Raw genomic sequence first — 16,551 nt, 5'->3', positions numbered from 1 at the left:
AACATTAAAACATTGGAGGAGCTAAAAATCGTAGTCCTAAAGACACCCAACTTTGTCCTCCATTAAAAGCATTTCCATAAGTGCCATCAAGCTGAATCTTATCTTGTAAAAGCCAGATTCTCAAACCTACTTGAAATTTTATCGGCTCTGTGCGTTCATACAACCATTCTCCTAGAATCCAAAAACGCTGTGTGATTTGCCGCTCTAATCCTAAACCAATATGATAAATATGCGGTTCATTTTCATTGCGTTTTAATTTGTATCCAAAATTTGAGTGAAAAAGTAAGGTATTGTCAAAAAAAGACAAACTCACAGGTAGATACAGATAATAATCATTACGATATGTGGAGTATAAAAGATTATACGCATTTCCTAACACTATACCATAGCTATATCCTTCAGTTTCTAAATCATTAAAAATCTTTTTCGCACCCATTACAATTTGTTGTGTGCCAAATTTCTCCTCTTTACCATCAATAGGGGCATTACTCATCATACCGCCTAAACTAATTTCAAGATTCCAAAACATATTACAACCTGGCACAGCCCAAAATTCGGTAACTTCTTTGCTATATAATCCCCAAGTCTCAAGCTGACACGAGTGTTTATCTACCACACGTGCATCATCAGTTACCATAGGACGCGCTGCATAAACCTCCATAAAACTAAGGAGCATAACAAAAAAGATTCTAAAAAATATTACCCATACTTTAGCATTCTCTCTTTTCACTAGAAATTCTCCCCAAACCAACTTGCTACATCACTTCTAATTGTCTGTCTTAATTGAATCCCAGCAATAAAATCATCATTTAATGCTTTACTTAAAAGACTTAATGCGCCATTACGGAATTTACTTAAATAAGGGTGGTCAATCTGCGCCCAATCTCCTAAAAATACAATTTTGCTCCCCTCACCTATACGTGTGCCGATAAGCTTAATAGTTGCATTTGAAGCATTTTGCACTTCATCAAAAATAACAAACTTATTGCCAATACTTATTCCTCTAGCGTGTGCGATATCTACTATTTCAATTTTATGTTTCTGCAGGAAATATTCTGTTGCATCTTGTTTTTGTATGCCATTGACTTCGCCACGATACTCAATGCGTTTTGCAAGAGACTGCTCTTGAAGTTTATCAATAGTAAAATTAATTGCGCTATAAAGTGGATACATAAAATATCCTAGCTTTTGATTCTCATCTCCCTTACGATAACCCAATTCAGCTTCTTTGTCATTCGCAGTAATTGTATTACGCATATATATAATGCCATCAACTCTACCATTTTTTACAAGAGTGATTCCAGCCTGAAGCGCAATCAATGTCTTGCCACTCCCTGTTGAGCCTGTGGCAATAGTGAGATTATTTTGTGGGTGAGTAAGAAGTGCATAAAGCATTTTTTGCTCTAAGTTGATAGGCATAATATAAGGTTGATTTATTTTGAGAATCTCATCTAAATGAAGCTCTTCAAATTCTTTACCTACTTTTAAACCAAAAGTCTTTTTTCCTGTCTTGTAAAGCGCACTATCTGTATTATCTAGCTCTTCAACCTGCACGAGACTCCATTGTGTAAGATTCTGAAATATATTATCATCTTTTAAATCAACTAAGGGTATGTCTTTATGGAGTTCAAAAAATGCCCAAAAATCAATATCACTTGGATTTTCAACCCTATCACGAAAAAGCGATTGTGCGGGGATACCTTGTGCTTGAGCACGCACTTTAAGCGAAATATCATTGCTCAAAAGTATTAAATCATAATCCCGTGCTATTTCAATGAGTTTAGAATCATTATAACTATGCTCTTGTGGTAAAAGTTTATATTTTGGGCGATAGATAAGCGTGAGTGGAATGGTAAAAGTTTCATATTTAAACAGAATGGTTTGTGTGAAATCATTATTGCTCTTTGCTATACTTTCAAAAGATTCTTTTAGTGGTAGTTGCAAATGCCCATTAATATTCCCACCATCACTATTAATACACCGAAAAAACTCACGTGCAAAAAAACCTGTTTCATTTTGTAAATCTTTCTTTTTATCTAATTCCTCAATCACAACATCAGATATAAAAAGTTCATTTTGAGCATTTTGCCATAAAAATATAATATTTTGCGTATCATCAAGAATAATAGAGGTATCAAGTAAATAGCATTTGGTATTCAATCAAATCCCTTCAGTTAAAATAATCTTGATTGTATCAAAAGATAAATAAAATAACGCAAAGGGCTTGTAATAACGAGGGTTTTTCAATAAAAATTCAAAGTAAATTAAAAAATACCACCATTGACACTATCAACAAATTTCATTTTATTCACAACAGAATCTATCAAACCTTTCATTTCTTTACTATGATTATCATTTGCTGCAATTCTATCAAATTCATCAAAGCTCACCTTTGAAGAATTGTTTTTTAAATAATCCATAGCAACCTTTTCATTACTATCAATCAAACCTTCTTTTCTTAGTGTATTAGAAAGTTTTTCAAACGAATTTTTATCCCTAAAACCACCTTCAAGATCACCACCAATTTCCCGCGCTTTTTGAAGCTCTTGTGAGGGAGAAAATCTATCTTCAATGCGCCGAGCAATATCAAAAGATTGTAATGAGCGGATACTTTGGTCTTCATTATTAACAGAATCTACACCATTTAACTTCTGCTCACTCTCTTTGCCTTCATTGATGTTTTGTGGTTGATTCTGAACATTATAAATATTTGCAAGCATTCCTTGCACACCGCTATGATTGACTTTTGTAATATCCATTGCTATACCTCCACACTTTAATGCTTTTTAATAGCCTGTTTTAAGCAAATACCATTCCTAAAAGTCCCAGCCAGAGCGCGACTTATCCTGTGCGCTCTTTTCATCTTTTTGTGAATCTTGTGTATCTTTTGCTGAGTCTTTTTGTATCTTCTGTGTATCTTGATTATCTTGTGCTAAAGGCATAAGAAGCGTATATGCTTCATCAATCTCCTTAATACGCAAAAGAGAAGTATCACGGAAAGTTTTATTAATATTCTTATTATCAAAGATATTTTGCTTGGCATTTTTGATTAACTCGTGATATTTTTGCTCTAAATCCTGCTTGTTTAAATCTTTTGAATCTTGTAAATCAAATATTGCCCTAGCCTCTTTCTCGCTCATAGTCCTCTCTTGTGCATAAGTTTGCTCGAAAGATTCATAGAGTGCATTAAAATCTTCATTTGCAAGCTCAAAAAATGCTGCAATATCAACAATACAATCTCTTTCATCATCGCTCAAAACACCATCAGCATAAGCAAGAGCAAATAAAAACTCCACTACTTTAAGCCGCTTTTTATACTCACCCTTTGTAAGTGCTACATAATCCTCACATAAATCATCAATGAGGAGCATAGTATCATTATTTTTTTGCTCCATTACTATTTTATTTAATTCTTCTTTGCTTAGCTTTGGATTTTTAGATTCTGCTGCCATATCTGTAAGTATTTCATCAAGCAATTCTTTTTCAAGCGGACATACTTTATCATCACTCCATACAAGATGACCTAAAATAGCAGCCAATACACCAAATTCACTTGATTTTACCTTATCTACTCGTGCCATTTCTTTATAAGGATTCTCGAAATCTATGGGTGCAATATCTACACGTTTTGTGTATGGTTGCTGTTGCTGTATAGGGTTTTTAAGGTATTCTTGCAAGGTATTATAAAGAAAATATATCACTACTCCTGCAATAAGTAAAAGCACGATTTCCATTGTGTTTAAATCCTTTATTAATATTTATGTGATTGTAGCAAAATTTACTTTCACATTGATTAATCAACGCTTATTAATACGTTTTTCAAAATCTTTTTTCAAACGCTCCTCTTGATCTCTCGCATTTTTCTTCAATCTTTTAAGTTCCTCTAATCGCTCATTTTCAAGTGCAATCTTACGTTCTTTACTATCACGAATCCTTTGCATATATTCCTCACGTCTCTTAGGGTCTTGATAACGTATAGGTTTCATAAACATCATTCCCAAAATAATGAGAAAGAAAACAAGTGCCATAGCTGCATCTTCCCCACCAAAGTGATACCAAGTTGCACCAATAATTGCTGCAAAGAGAAACTTCCAAAAGAGTTGCATTACAAAATCTCTACTTTTTGTTTATGGTAGGCAAAACCTAACTTATTCTTATCTTCCTCCCCAAATGCCAAAAGTAACACTTGAGGCAAGAATAGAATAGGTAAAGCAATATTATCACGATTATACACATTACATAATTTCTTGCGCTGAGAATCAAGTATGTCAAATTGACTTAGTGAATGTGTAAGGATAAAATCCACTCCCAAATCTGCAAGGTCAAAAAAGAGTTTTGCACTATTGTATAATGCACTTTGCATATTTACAGGAAGCAGGTGTGCGTAATATTGATATGTGATTGAACTCTCAAGCACTTTAAGATCAATTTGTTCATAGATTCTATGATTCGTGCTTTTTGGCACATAACTTTGATACGCTCCACGGACGATTGTTGTGCTAAATTGAGTAAATTTTTTATGGATAAAACTATCCAAATGCAAAGTGTTAAGTAAATCAGGCAAGTAAATCATCTGCACCTTACTATCATAAAGGAGATTAAACTTATGAAGGTATTGCGATTCAATCTCACGCATTGTTTGTGTGCTTGATTCTATAAGTGTTTTTGCATAAAAGGCATTTGCGTATGTATCTTCTTCTAAAAAAACAAGTGTTGCATCAGCTGCATTTGCCAAAGCAAGATTATAAGCAACATTACACAATAAATCATCTTTTTGAACTAATCGCGCCCAATACCCCCCACAATCAAACAAATCCATAGATGAGCTAGGAGATACGACTTCAAGATTAAGTGCTGAAAAAAGTGCTTTTGTGCTACAAAGCAAACTTGCGGAATTTTGATTGCTATCATATTTGTTATAAATCATATATTTCATTATCTTATCCTTTATGCCCTAGTCTTAAGTGTCGCTAAAGCCTTACGTTGTTTGGAATCAAAAGGAAATACAATATCACGCATAAAATCCCATATCTCTTCATCAAGTGCATCTGCACGTGGATATACCATATCTGCAATACTCACAAAATGCAAAATACCTCCTTGTGGATTTAAAAGCCATTGCATAATCTCTTGAATCTTGTCTGGGTGGCGAGAAATAAGCCATTTTAGATACAAGAAAAAACCATCACCTAAATAATGTTCATTACTCATTGGTGTGATAAGATTAAGCATAAGATATTTATCTAATTCCTCTTTTTCCTCTATACTCACGAAATCCACACACGCAAAAAAATTCTCATACTTTTTCCATAATGCTTGCCTATTTAAAAGTAAATCTTTAGATGCATAATATATGCTCAATGGTTCAATTTGCCACTCTGTGCCAAATCGCTGCACAAGATCTATAATGCTTAGATTCTCAAAAATAGCTATATTGTTTATACGCAAAGCTAAATATGCTTTATTATAACCATAATCATTTATTTCATTTTGCACAAAAGTGAGTATATCCATAAGGGTATGGTTTGGTATAAAGGAAAAAGACAATTTTGTATAATAGGGGAGATAATCCACTCCAGCTTCAAATCTAAATACTTCAAGATTCACTCTATCCATAATAGGCACTCCTTATAGGATTATGAGATAAGATAAAATATTTTTTAAGAATTAGTATCTTAACATATTTCATTTACACTCTCCCTTAAAAAGGTTAATCATTTTTTGAAAAATCTACTATTTTCTGGATTTGATATAAAAGCAAGCCTTGAATGCTCTAAGCCCTCTTCTTGCACAGAAGTAATAATATCTAATTCTTCCGTAGAGAGATTATAAAAGCAGGGGTGGCTTACATTAGTAAATAATGGAATCTCGCGCAATAAATCATTATCGTGCAACAATATTTGTACAATCCCTTCATATGTAATACTTACAAGACTGCCAATATTTTCATTACCAAAGCCTGCTTCAAAGCTTATACCCTTTTCACCCAATTCAATGCTTTCAAAAGTATAACCTGCAAGAACAAAAAGTGTAATATCATTAAAGGTATCGCTGATATGACTAGGAAGTTGTGGTGCAAAATGCGCCTGTTTCATATCACATAAAATATTAAAACTTATACCCTCTTTAAGCAAAAAAAGGAGAATATCTTTAAGGTGAGAAAGCATCATTCCTTTAAAAATCGGAGAGAACAGAATCTTTTGCATTAAGTAACTCCTTAAATTCTTCAAGCATTTTTTGCACTTCATTCATACCAATGAGCCAAAATTTATCACTCTCAAGATTAAACCCAAATGAAGCAATCAAATCCTTGGGGCTTTTACTCCCACCAAGTGTAAGAAATTCTGTATATTTTTGAATAAATTTTTCTCTCATACGAGGTGTTTTTTGAGATTTGTATAAACCAAAAAGTGCCAAAACAAGTAATTGTCCATAACTATACGCATAGCAATAAAATGGAGAATGCACAAAATGTGGGATATAGCACCACCACCCATCATAGTTTTTGCTAAGTTTGAGACTTTTACCAAACATTCGCTCATTTTCTTCACGCCATATTTCATCAAATTGTTCTGGTTTAAGTTCATCATTTTGTGCGTGGATTCTACGTTCAAAATGTGTCATCACAACCTGGCGAAAAAGTGTAGAAAAAATATCCTCTAGTTTTCCCGCATAAAGAGGAATAAGTTCTTCTTTGCTTAATGCTGTCTTTAATGTATCAAAAAGTAGCATTTCAGCAAAAACAGATGCTGTTTCGGCAGTAGTTAATGGTGTATCCATATTCAGATAACCCTGTGTTTTAGAAAGTTCCTGGTGTATCATATGTCCAAACTCGTGCGCAATTGTAAAAACATCTCGGCGAGAATTTGTATAGTTAAGCAACACATAAGGGTGTGCGCTTGGCACACTCCCGTGGCTAAATGCACCACCTCTTTTATGGGGTGTAGGATGAGAATCTACCCAACCTTTTCTCAATGCTTTTAGTGCAATATCCTTAAATTCCTTACTGAATTGTCCAAATGCCTTAAGCACAAGCTTAATCGCCTCATCATAAGGAAGCTCATTTGCCTTTGTCTCAAGTGGTGCATAACGATCATAATCCTTAAGTTCTTTCAAACCAAGCAACTTTGCTTTCATCTCATAATATTCACCCACAAGCCCATAATGCGCACTTGTTACATCAATGAGCTTATCTACACTTTTTTGTGTTGCAGCATTAGAAATATGACGGAAAGATTCAGGGAGCTTATATCCGCGCAACTGCATATTAATATACAAATCTTTACGCACCATATTGAGAATATAGCTTAAAAGATGTCGTGATTTATAGAGCTTTTTTGTAAAGATACGTTGTGCTTGCTTACGCACTTCACGCTTATGATGATGAAGCAAGCTTAAAATCTCCTCTTCATTAATTTTTGTTTTTTTTGTTTTATAAGATTTTTTGCTATTGTGAGATTGTGCTTTTGAATCTGCAAGTAATTTAGGTGATTTAAAGCTTAAATTTGCTAAATGCTCATCAAAAAGTCGTGAAAACGCATTCACTCCCACAGGAGAAGTGCTTAAAAGCACCTTTTCTTCTGCCAAAGACAATTGATAAATATCTTGTTCTACAAGCTTTTGTAAAAAATACGCATATTGTGGTGCATACGCAATAATTTCATCTCGCCTTTTAGCAGGAAGCTTACAAAATTCTAATTCAAAGAAAACTATAAGATTCTGTGCTTGTGTAACTCGCATTTCATATTTGGCATACATATCGCCTTGTGTTGTATCTTTTGCAAAACGCAAAAATACATAAGTCATCACACGCGCAAATCCTTCTAAAATCGATTCGTATTCTCTAATCACTCCACAAAAAGAATCTGTTCTAATCGTATCAAGCTTTTGCTCATATATTTTAGCAAACTGCTTAGCTTTACGTATATTCGCAGCAATGAATCTCTCTAAATGTTCCTCACTTTTAAAAAGTGCGTTTAAATCCCATTGATTTGCTTCTCTTCTCATAACGACCTCCTTATATCATTTAAATTCTTATCTCTTCCTCTCTATCTTCTCGAATAAGTGTGAGTGCTTTTAAAAAGCTTATTCTCTCTATTTGCATTCCTGAAGTCATATTTTTAAGTGTCAGTGTTTTTGAGCTAAACTCACTCTCTCCGATAACAATAACAAACTCGTGTCCTTTTGTATTTGCATAAGCAAACTGCTTTTTTAGTTTGCTTATTTCTGGATAAACTTCAATCGGCACTTTTGATTGGCGAAAAGATTCTGCAAGTAGATGCGCATAGCCAAAATATGTGCTATCCATACACACAATAAGTGCGCGTGCAGAAGTTGCTTTTTTAGTCAAAAGCCCTAATTCCTCCAACGCAGCTAAAAGTCTATCTATACCAATACTTGCACCCACACCACTCATTTTATCCTTAGAAAAAGTGCGGGTAAGATTATCGTATCGCCCACCAGAGCAAACACTCCCTATGCTCTTTAAAGCATTAAGTGTTGTTTCATACACAATCCCCGTGTAATACCCTAACCCACGCGCAATTGAAAAATTTATACGATAAGTATCTCTATCCATTTGTAATGATGAAAGCACTTTATGTAAAGCTTTTAAGTCATCTAAACCTTTTTTGATAGATTCGTTAAAATCTGCCATATAAGCAATACTTTCAAAAAAGCTTTCACTATCACCTTGTTGCTTGATTGAAGTATATTTTAATAATTGCTCTATACGAGTGCTATCAAGTTGTAATTCTTTGTGGAGTTCAGCTCGGACACCCTCTATTTGAATCTTATCAAGCTTATCAATAATCCGCAATGCTGTGTTAATATCCTTTTCTTCTATGATGCCACAGTATTCACAGATTCCATTAAGAATCCCGCGATGATTAAGCCAAATAGTAAATTCATCAATCCCAAGCCCTACAAGCGAAGCATAAATCACTTGTAGAATCTCTGCATCACACGAAATACTATTGCTCCCAATAAAATCAAAATCACATTGTGTAAATTCTCGATATCGCCCTCTTTGCGCTCTTTCTCCACGAAACACACTTCCTATAGCAAAACGTTTAAAAGGCAAATCCACCTCATTTTTATATTGCGAAACAAAACGTGCTAAAGGCACGGTCAAATCAAATCTTAACGCTACATCTCGCTCCCCGTGGTCTTTAAAACGATATAATTCTTTTTGAATCTCATCACTTCCTTGCTTCACTAACACATCGGCGTATTCCAAATGCGGAGTTTCAATAGGCACAAAACCAAAATTCATAAAAACATTACTTACTTTATTCAGCAAATGCGTTTTTGCAAGTGCTTCTTTTGGCAATCTATCCTTAAAACCGCTTAATGTGCGAGGGGTAACCAACGCCATTATATTTCCTCCTCTAAAAGTTTTAAATACCTAAAAGCATTTATTTTATCTTAAAAATGTTTTATTTTAGCTACATTAAAAGGTATTTTGGTGAAATTTTCACACTTCATAGCAGAATTTTAGCTTTTTGTTTCTACAATAATATATTTTAAGAATTGCATTATCTAAAAATTGTCTCAAATATATGGAGTATAATCAAAATGCTTTTTGCGCAAGATTCCTTTTTTGTCCCAACTCATTCTATCAAAAGCATACTTGTGCGTTTGCCAAATTGGTTAGGTGATAGCGTAATGGTTTCTCCCGCATTTGAATGGCTTAAAAAAAGCTTTGAGAATGCAGATTTTACACTTGTAGGCACAAAAGCAAGTTGTGGGATTTATGAGCGAGATTCTCGTGTGAAGCGCATTATTATTGATACAAGCAAATCCTCAAAATGTAGAATCTATGCCACAAAAAAACTTGCTAACCAAATAGGAGCGCACGATATAGCCATAACTTTTAGCAATACTTTTTTTTCTGCCTTGCTTTTATATTGGAGTAAAAGTGCTGTGCGCATAGGTTATGCTAAAAATGCTAGAAGTTTTCTCTTAACCCACGCTTTACCTTTATACAAATACGATACACAAGGAAACACTAAGCATCAAGTGCATCTCTATCTTGAGCTTATTGCTCTTTTAGAATCTGTGCAGAGACAAGCTTATAATATGTGTGAAAATCTGCTAGATTCTCAAGATAATATGAGTTTTTTAGCTCAAAACCCACAAAAACTACAAGAATGGCTTAAAGATATAGAAAAATTGCAAAATACTTCCACAGATTCTACGCTTTCACACGAAACGCATTTCAAGCTAGATTTGCTCCCTATTCTCGCTACAAAGCCACTTAGCCTTATCTCATATCCTTTGAATCTCGCCACGCAAAACACACAAGATTCACAAAATATCGCCATAGGTATCAATCCTGGAGCAGCTTTTGGTAGTGCAAAGTGCTGGGAAAAGTCTTATTTTATAGAGATTATTAAACATTTTCTTACACTCTCTTATGATGTGTATCTCTTTGGCTCAAGTGATAACTCACAAACCAACAAGCAAATAGCAGATTCTATTGCCAATCACTCAAATGTGCGCTTTTTTCATAACCTCACAGACAAGACAAACCTAAACCAACTGATTGATTATATCGGAGCTATGAATATTTTTATCACTAATGATAGCGGACCTATGCATATTGCTGCTGCTCTAAAAGTGCCTATGATAGCAATTTTTGGACCTACAAATATAAAAGAAACCGCTCCTTATGCTCCAACTCCGCTTATTTCTCTCCCTCTTATCAATGAAAATGAAAAATACACACAATCTCCTCAAGTGTCTAACACAAATTTATCTATTGAAGATTCTATAATGTATTCTCCCTATCATTCTTGTATATTATTATACAAATCTTTGCCTTGTGCGCCTTGTAAAAAGCGTGAATGCCCTTTGAAGCACCATAATTGTATGAAGCTCATCACACCACAAGAAGTTATCACTCACACAATAAATCTGCTAAAAAATAATGAAAAAGGCTAAATAATGATACTTGATACGCAAACTTCAACACCCTTACAAAATTATAAGATTCTAAGCAATACAATCACGCCTCGTCCTATTGCGTGGGTTAGCAGTATTTTCCCAAATGGTGGAATAAATCTTGCACCTTTTAGTTTTTTTGCCCCAATAAGTGTGAATCCGCCTATTTTTTCAATCTGTATGATGCAAAAAAGTGATGGGCTAGAAAAAGATAGCTTTAAAAATATCCACAATACACGCAAAGCTACAATCAGTATGTGCGATATTTCTCATATTCAAGCTTTGCAAGATAGTAGTGCCGAGCTTGAATATGGTGTAAGTGAAGCAAGTGAGTTTAATATACCGCTTGAACTTTTACAATCAGGTTATCCACCTGCACCTCAAGGCGTGAAAATCGCCTTTATGTGCGATTTATATGATGTGCTTGAAATTGGAGAAGACAAAAGTGTGCTTTTGCAAGTGAAGTCTTTTTATATAGATGATGAGATTTATAGGCAGGATTTGCATTTTTTACCCCATTTTATTGGACGTGTGGGACGCATTTATAAGTCTTTGGGAACTGAAATTATGCTTTCATCTCAAACCAAGCAAAAAAATCCCCTCCAAACCACGCGAGAAACTGCCCTCTATCAAGCACAACAAGGCAAAACCAATGACTAACGCTCCTCTTTTTTCAATCATTGTGCCTATCTACAATGTAGAATCTTATCTCAAAGAATGTTTAGATTCTATTTTGGCTCAAACTTATAAAGATTTTGAACTCATACTTATTAATGATGGAAGCATTGATACGAGTGGGGAAATAGCTAAAACTTATGCCAATTCACATTCTTTTATTACGCTTTTTAACCAAGAAAATTCCGGACAAAGTGTTGCGCGAAATAAAGGTTTAGAATCTGCTAAAGGACAATATATTGTTTTTATAGATGCTGATGACAGATTAGATTCTAAAGCTTTAGAATATTATGCAAAATGTTTCAAAAATGATAATTCACTAGATATTATCTATACAGAGTTTAATCTTATTAGCGATGAGGGACATTCACTCGGACATCAAAAATTTTGGTTTGATATGAGCACTTTAGCAGAGCAAATAAAAAGTGGTGATGAGCTACTAAGCACACTTTATAAACAAAAGGCTGTGCTTTTTACCTATACTTGGCAGGGAGCAATTGCAAGGAATTTTTTGGAGCAATACAATATAAGATTTTGTGAGGGCATTTTTCATCAAGATATTCTTTTTGGATTAGAATGCTTTAGCTACGCCCAAAAGGTATTTATAAGCCCAAAACGATTCTATGACTATCGGCAGTCTTTGCTTTCAACTACAAGAGGGGGGGGGGATATGAATAAGCTCCTTAAAAGTGCAAAAAGTTATGCCATTACCGCCAATCAAATTGTCCCCTTAAGTGAAAATGTTAAAAAATATGTGAGCAATGAAACCTATGCTTTTTATTACCGCTGTATTCGCACCTTGCTTAAACGCATAATGAGGATTCTAAACACTCTCCCTTGGAGTGAAGATAAAGCTGACATTATTCAAAGTATTAAACCTCTTTATGCTTATGCACCTTATCACACAAAGTTTTCAATGAATTTTCCACACTTAAGTGCTTTTTTAACAAATACACTTAAGCACCTTAAATTCAAAAAGGATTAATATGCCTCTTCAATTTTTACAAAAACTCATTACTTATCCCACGATTACACCACAAGAATGCGGGATTTATGAGCTTATCCTTAATAAATTAAATTCTCTATCACAAAACAAAGATTTTGAAGTGTTAAAAATTGAGCAAGAAAAAGAGAGTGTAAAGAATCTTTTTTTTCTTATTGCGCCTAAAGATATAGATAAATCAAAGCTACAGCACTTTTGTTTTGCGGGGCATATTGATGTTGTCCCAACCGGTGAGGGTTGGGACTTTGAGCCATTTTGTGGCGCACAAGATGAAAAGTATATCTATGGAAGAGGCGCACAAGATATGAAAGGTGGTGTAAGTGCCTTTATTTACGCAATTACAGAAACTTTAGAATCTCAAGATTTTAAACAAACATTTTTAGATTCTGCTTGTATGGTTTCTATACTTTTGACAAGCGATGAAGAGGGAGATGGAACTTATGGCACAAAATATATGTTAGAAGAGCTTAAAAAGCGTGATTTACTTCCCCATAGCTGCATTGTTGCAGAGCCTACGAGTATCAATAAAACAGGCGATATGATAAAAATTGGCAGACGAGGCTCAATCAATGGAATCCTAAAAATTGAGGGCAAACAAGGACACGTAGCCTATCCAGAAAAATGTGTAAATCCCATAGAATTATTAGGAGCTAAACTTGGCGCACTAGCAGGAATAGCACTTGATAATGGAGACTGCCATTTTTCACCTAGCAAACTCGTGATAACTGATATTCGCAGCGGTATGGAAGTCGTCAATGTAACACCACAGAATCTTAAAATAATGTTTAATGTAAGAAATTCTCCCCTAAGCAATGAAGATTCTATTCGCACATATATTAAGGAAGTTTTCAAAGAAACCCCTTATGAGCTTTCTTTGAAAACAAATTCCTTACCTTTTATCACAGATTCTCAAAGTGCGCTGATTGGCTTACTCTGTGAAAGTATCAAGCACATAGCCGATATTAGCCCTACTTTAAGCACAAGCGGTGGCACGAGTGATGCACGATTTTTTGCGCAATATGGCATAGATGTTGTAGAACTTGGTGTGCCAAATGATAGAATCCACGCTGTAAATGAACGCGTATTAATAAGTGATATTCTTTTACTATGCGATATTTTTAAGTATTTTTTGCAACTTTTTATACAAAGTGCTAAAACAGAAAATCTACACCAACATTAAATAAGGAGAAAATTATGGCAATTATTGGCAAACTCACGCATTTAGATTGGTTTTTTAAAACATACCCTGCACTTGAAGAAGCAAGGGAATATATGCTTAATGCGCTTAATCCCGCAAATGAGATTCACAAAAGAATCATAAATCTTAAATTAGAAAATGAGGAACGCAAGGAAATAACTTATTCACTCTCGCAAAATATCCGTGCAATCGAGCAAACCTATCACTTAAAAAGTGCCAAAAATGCTTTTTTTGAAACTCATCGTGCTTTTATTGATTTTCAGCTTGTGGTGGAGGGATATGAATATATGAGTATTGGTGATAGAGAGAGCTTCGAGGTGCAAATTCCCTATGATGAACGCAAGGATTTAATCGTGTATAACAACGCATTCAATCACCCTTATAATTGCTCTTACACAGAATCTAGCACTATAAATGATAATATGCTAAAAAATAGCCACACACACCCATTTGATACATACCTCAATGCACCTTATCACACAAATTTACTTTTACGTGCTGGGGATTTGGCAATATTTTTCCCTGAAGACACTCACGCAGGAGGTTTAGAGCTAAGTAAAGAATATGTAAGCCCTACATCTCAATACGCACAAGTTAAAAAAAGTGTATTGAAAGTGCCTGTATATCTGCTTAATTTATAGCAATTTATGTAATCTCATTCTTTATACCCTAAAAAACAAATTTGCAACCAAAAACACTTTAGATTCTTAGAATCTAAAGCAATATTCTCAAGATATTAAGATTTCATAAGTGCAAGAAACTCCTGCTCATTGAGTGTTTTTACACCTAGAGTTTGTGCCCTTTCTAATTTGCTCCCTGCCTTTTCTCCACAGATGACAAAATCTGTATTTTTACTCACGCTTGAGGCAATTTTTGCACCCTTAGATTCTAGAATCTTAATCACTTCATCTCGCGGCTGGCTCAATGTGCCTGTTAGCACTATACTTTTGTTAAAAAAAGGATTGCTGCTATCAACCTTTAGAAGCTCCACTTTTGGTTGAATAATGCGCAATAGCTCTGCAATAAGCATCTTATTAGCGTGATTAAACTCTACAAGTGAATATGCCATTTCCTCACCGAATCCATCAAGACTTAAAATTGTAGAAAGTTCAAGTTCAAATACACCAATTCCAAAGTTTTGGGCGAGTTTTTTACTTGCACCTTCACCAATATGCTCGATACCAAGCGCATTAATAAACCGCCATAACTCTACACCTATGGTATTTTGTATCGCGTAGATAAGATTATTTGCCCTCTTTTGCTTCCAACCATCAAGTGTGAGTAATTGCTCAACTTTTAAATCATAAATATCTTTAATATTCCTCACAAAGCTATTTTCAAAGAGTTGAACTACAATTTTTTCACCCAACCCCTCAATATTAAGTGCTTTTTTAGAGGCAAAATGAATGATAGATTCTATCACCCTAGCTTCACAGCTAAGATTTTGACATTTGATAAAAATTTCCTCAATCAACAATTCTTCGCCGCATACAGGGCAATGTGTAGGTTTGATAATAGGTTTTTGTGAACCATTGCGTAGATGTGTAAGAGGCTTGATGATTTTAGGTATCACATCGCCACTACGAATAATAATCACTTCATCGCCTAAGCGAATATCTTTACGCTCAATTTCACTAAAATTATGCAATGTCGCACGCGAAATCATTGCACCCTCAATCTCCACAGGCTCTAACTCCGCTACAGGTGTGATAATCCCTGTGCGTCCTACTTGCAAAGTTACAGATAGAATCTTGGAGCTTTTTTCTACTGCTGGAAATTTATACGCACAAGCAAAACGAGGTGATTTAATCGTCCAGCCAAGCTGCTGTTGCGATGTAATTTCATCAAGCATAATAACCATACCATCAAGCATTATAGGATAATCATTGCGTTTGGACAAAAGTCTATGATAGGTTTTTTCAATCTCTTCTTTATTAATGCAATGGCTTAAAAAAGGTATAGGGGCAAAACCAAAGCTCTCAATCTTACGCAATGCTTCATAAAAACTACTAAAGTGTATCAATCCTGCACCAATACCCCAAGGCATAAAACGGAGTTTGCGTTTTGCAGTAATTTTTGAATCAAGCTGTCTTAGGCTTCCTGCTGCAGCGTTTCGTGGATTTGCAAAAAGGCTCAGATTCTCTTTTAAACGTTCCTGATTAATACGCTCAAAATCATCTTTAGCTATTACTACTTCACCACGTATTTCAATCTCATCATTATAATCAATTTCAAGAGGAATGCTTTGTATTGTCCTTGCATTATGCGTTACAAGTTCTCCCTCTATACCATTTCCTCTTGTAGTAGCACTTATAAGCTTCCCACCACGATAAAGGAGGTTAAGACTTGCTCCATCAAACTTAGGTGAGCAAGTAAAAGTTGCGTGAGAATGCGTTTTGTAGATTCTCTGCACCCATTCTATTAAATCATCATTGTTAAATATATCTTCTAAACTCCACATTCTCTCTAAATGCGTATTTTTGCTAAAGGATTCTAAAGGCATATCACCTACGCGCTGTGTAGGCGAGCTAGAATCTATGAGGGTGGGGTTTGCTTTTTCAAATTCTAGCACTTGATGATATAAAATATCATACTGCTCATCAGTAGCAATAGGTTCATCAAGCACATAATAAGAATATGCCATTTTTTTTAGAATCTGCACTTGAGTGTAATATTCTTGCTTTGTCATAGTAATTTTGCCTCTAAAATTTTAAGTTTCAATGCTTATATT

Annotated in this window: 16 protein-coding genes; 5 read left to right on the top strand and 11 right to left on the bottom strand. The window is 34.7% G+C overall.

What is annotated here, in order from left to right; all coding sequences use genetic code 11:
* Nucleotides 1-4: 4 nt before the first annotated feature.
* The 10 genes from LS65_RS05475 to hisS form a co-directional block, all read right to left on the bottom strand.
* A complete protein-coding gene (locus tag LS65_RS05475; protein ID WP_236096649.1) occupies nt 5-730 on the bottom strand; it encodes a hypothetical protein in 726 nt (241 codons plus the stop codon).
* Nucleotides 730-2,160, bottom strand: a complete 1,431-nt coding sequence (locus tag LS65_RS05470) for a PhoH family protein (RefSeq protein ID WP_034361031.1) — start codon at nt 2,158-2,160, stop codon at nt 730-732. The genes LS65_RS05475 and LS65_RS05470 overlap by 1 nt, the downstream gene beginning before the upstream one ends.
* Nucleotides 2,161-2,264: 104 nt before the next feature.
* Complete coding sequence (locus LS65_RS05465) at nt 2,265-2,759, bottom strand: hypothetical protein (protein WP_034361029.1); 495 nt, start codon at nt 2,757-2,759, stop codon at nt 2,265-2,267.
* Nucleotides 2,760-2,816: 57 nt separating this feature from the next.
* Nucleotides 2,817-3,734: a TerB family tellurite resistance protein gene (locus LS65_RS05460; RefSeq protein ID WP_034361027.1), complete on the bottom strand. Its 918-nt coding sequence runs from the start codon at nt 3,732-3,734 to the stop codon at nt 2,817-2,819.
* Nucleotides 3,735-3,797: 63 nt separating this feature from the next.
* Nucleotides 3,798-4,106 (bottom strand): hypothetical protein, encoded by a 309-nt coding sequence (locus LS65_RS05455; RefSeq protein ID WP_034361025.1) that lies wholly within the window; start codon nt 4,104-4,106, stop codon nt 3,798-3,800.
* Nucleotides 4,106-4,936: an HdrB C-terminal domain-containing protein gene (locus LS65_RS05450; RefSeq protein WP_034361024.1), complete on the bottom strand. Its 831-nt coding sequence runs from the start codon at nt 4,934-4,936 to the stop codon at nt 4,106-4,108. Before LS65_RS05450 ends, LS65_RS05455 begins: the two co-directional genes overlap by 1 nt.
* An 11-nt stretch (nt 4,937-4,947) precedes the next feature.
* Nucleotides 4,948-5,616 (bottom strand): DUF5644 domain-containing protein, encoded by a 669-nt coding sequence (locus tag LS65_RS05445; protein WP_034361023.1) that lies wholly within the window; start codon nt 5,614-5,616, stop codon nt 4,948-4,950.
* A 98-nt stretch (nt 5,617-5,714) separates the two neighbouring features.
* On the bottom strand, nt 5,715-6,206 hold the full coding sequence (locus tag LS65_RS05440; RefSeq protein WP_034361021.1) for a hypothetical protein: 492 nt from the start codon (nt 6,204-6,206) through the stop codon (nt 5,715-5,717).
* Nucleotides 6,175-8,007 (bottom strand): M3 family oligoendopeptidase, encoded by a 1,833-nt coding sequence (locus tag LS65_RS05435; RefSeq protein WP_034361019.1) that lies wholly within the window; start codon nt 8,005-8,007, stop codon nt 6,175-6,177. Before LS65_RS05435 ends, LS65_RS05440 begins: the two co-directional genes overlap by 32 nt.
* A 19-nt stretch (nt 8,008-8,026) precedes the next feature.
* Entirely contained in the window at nt 8,027-9,370 is a 1,344-nt protein-coding gene (hisS, locus tag LS65_RS05430) for a histidine--tRNA ligase (protein ID WP_201274337.1), read from the bottom strand.
* Between the two features lie 206 nt (nt 9,371-9,576).
* Here hisS and LS65_RS05425 point away from each other — a divergent pair, with 206 nt between their 5' ends.
* The 5 genes from LS65_RS05425 to LS65_RS05405 are packed head-to-tail and all read left to right on the top strand — an operon-like array spanning nt 9,577 to nt 14,461.
* Nucleotides 9,577-10,944, top strand: a complete 1,368-nt coding sequence (locus LS65_RS05425; RefSeq protein ID WP_236096648.1) for a glycosyltransferase family 9 protein — start codon at nt 9,577-9,579, stop codon at nt 10,942-10,944.
* 3 nt (nt 10,945-10,947) lie between these two features.
* Complete coding sequence (locus tag LS65_RS05420) at nt 10,948-11,604, top strand: flavin reductase family protein (RefSeq protein WP_052061009.1); 657 nt, start codon at nt 10,948-10,950, stop codon at nt 11,602-11,604.
* Nucleotides 11,597-12,604, top strand: coding sequence for a glycosyltransferase (locus tag LS65_RS05415; protein WP_138129784.1), 1,008 nt, complete (start codon nt 11,597-11,599; stop codon nt 12,602-12,604). Before LS65_RS05420 ends, LS65_RS05415 begins: the two co-directional genes overlap by 8 nt.
* Nucleotide 12,605: 1 nt before the next feature.
* Complete coding sequence (gene dapE / locus LS65_RS05410; protein ID WP_034360522.1) at nt 12,606-13,802, top strand: succinyl-diaminopimelate desuccinylase; 1,197 nt, start codon at nt 12,606-12,608, stop codon at nt 13,800-13,802.
* A gap of 14 nt (nt 13,803-13,816) precedes the next feature.
* Nucleotides 13,817-14,461, top strand: a complete 645-nt coding sequence (locus LS65_RS05405) for a NanQ anomerase/TabA/YiaL family protein (RefSeq protein WP_034360525.1) — start codon at nt 13,817-13,819, stop codon at nt 14,459-14,461.
* 95 nt (nt 14,462-14,556) lie between these two features.
* Here the strand turns inward: LS65_RS05405 and ligA are convergent, their stop codons facing one another.
* Nucleotides 14,557-16,515 (bottom strand): NAD-dependent DNA ligase LigA, encoded by a 1,959-nt coding sequence (gene ligA / locus LS65_RS05400; RefSeq protein WP_201274336.1) that lies wholly within the window; start codon nt 16,513-16,515, stop codon nt 14,557-14,559.
* Nucleotides 16,516-16,551: the final 36 nt, after the last annotated feature.

This window comes from Helicobacter japonicus (assembly GCF_000762845.2).
In the GTDB taxonomy this organism is placed as follows: Bacteria; Campylobacterota; Campylobacteria; order Campylobacterales; family Helicobacteraceae; genus Helicobacter_C; species Helicobacter_C japonicus.
This window is presented reverse-complemented; position numbering and strand designations above follow the sequence as displayed.

Bases quoted from the DNA above. Each gene is read 5' to 3' on its own strand.
- LS65_RS05435 (WP_034361019.1), bottom strand. From the start codon at position 8,007: ATGAGAAGAGAAGCAAATCAATGGGATTTAAACGCACTTTTTAAAAGT.
- LS65_RS05425 (WP_236096648.1), top strand. From the start codon at position 9,577: ATGCTTTTTGCGCAAGATTCCTTTTTTGTCCCAACTCATTCTATCAAA.
- LS65_RS05405 (WP_034360525.1), top strand. From the start codon at position 13,817: ATGGCAATTATTGGCAAACTCACGCATTTAGATTGGTTTTTTAAAACA.
- LS65_RS05420 (WP_052061009.1), top strand. From the start codon at position 10,948: ATGATACTTGATACGCAAACTTCAACACCCTTACAAAATTATAAGATT.
- LS65_RS05440 (WP_034361021.1), bottom strand. From the start codon at position 6,206: ATGCAAAAGATTCTGTTCTCTCCGATTTTTAAAGGAATGATGCTTTCT.
- LS65_RS05455 (WP_034361025.1), bottom strand. From the start codon at position 4,106: ATGCAACTCTTTTGGAAGTTTCTCTTTGCAGCAATTATTGGTGCAACT.
- LS65_RS05450 (WP_034361024.1), bottom strand. From the start codon at position 4,936: ATGAAATATATGATTTATAACAAATATGATAGCAATCAAAATTCCGCA.
- LS65_RS05445 (WP_034361023.1), bottom strand. From the start codon at position 5,616: ATGGATAGAGTGAATCTTGAAGTATTTAGATTTGAAGCTGGAGTGGAT.
- LS65_RS05415 (WP_138129784.1), top strand. From the start codon at position 11,597: ATGACTAACGCTCCTCTTTTTTCAATCATTGTGCCTATCTACAATGTA.
- LS65_RS05460 (WP_034361027.1), bottom strand. From the start codon at position 3,734: ATGGAAATCGTGCTTTTACTTATTGCAGGAGTAGTGATATATTTTCTT.
- dapE (WP_034360522.1), top strand. From the start codon at position 12,606: ATGCCTCTTCAATTTTTACAAAAACTCATTACTTATCCCACGATTACA.
- LS65_RS05465 (WP_034361029.1), bottom strand. From the start codon at position 2,759: ATGGATATTACAAAAGTCAATCATAGCGGTGTGCAAGGAATGCTTGCA.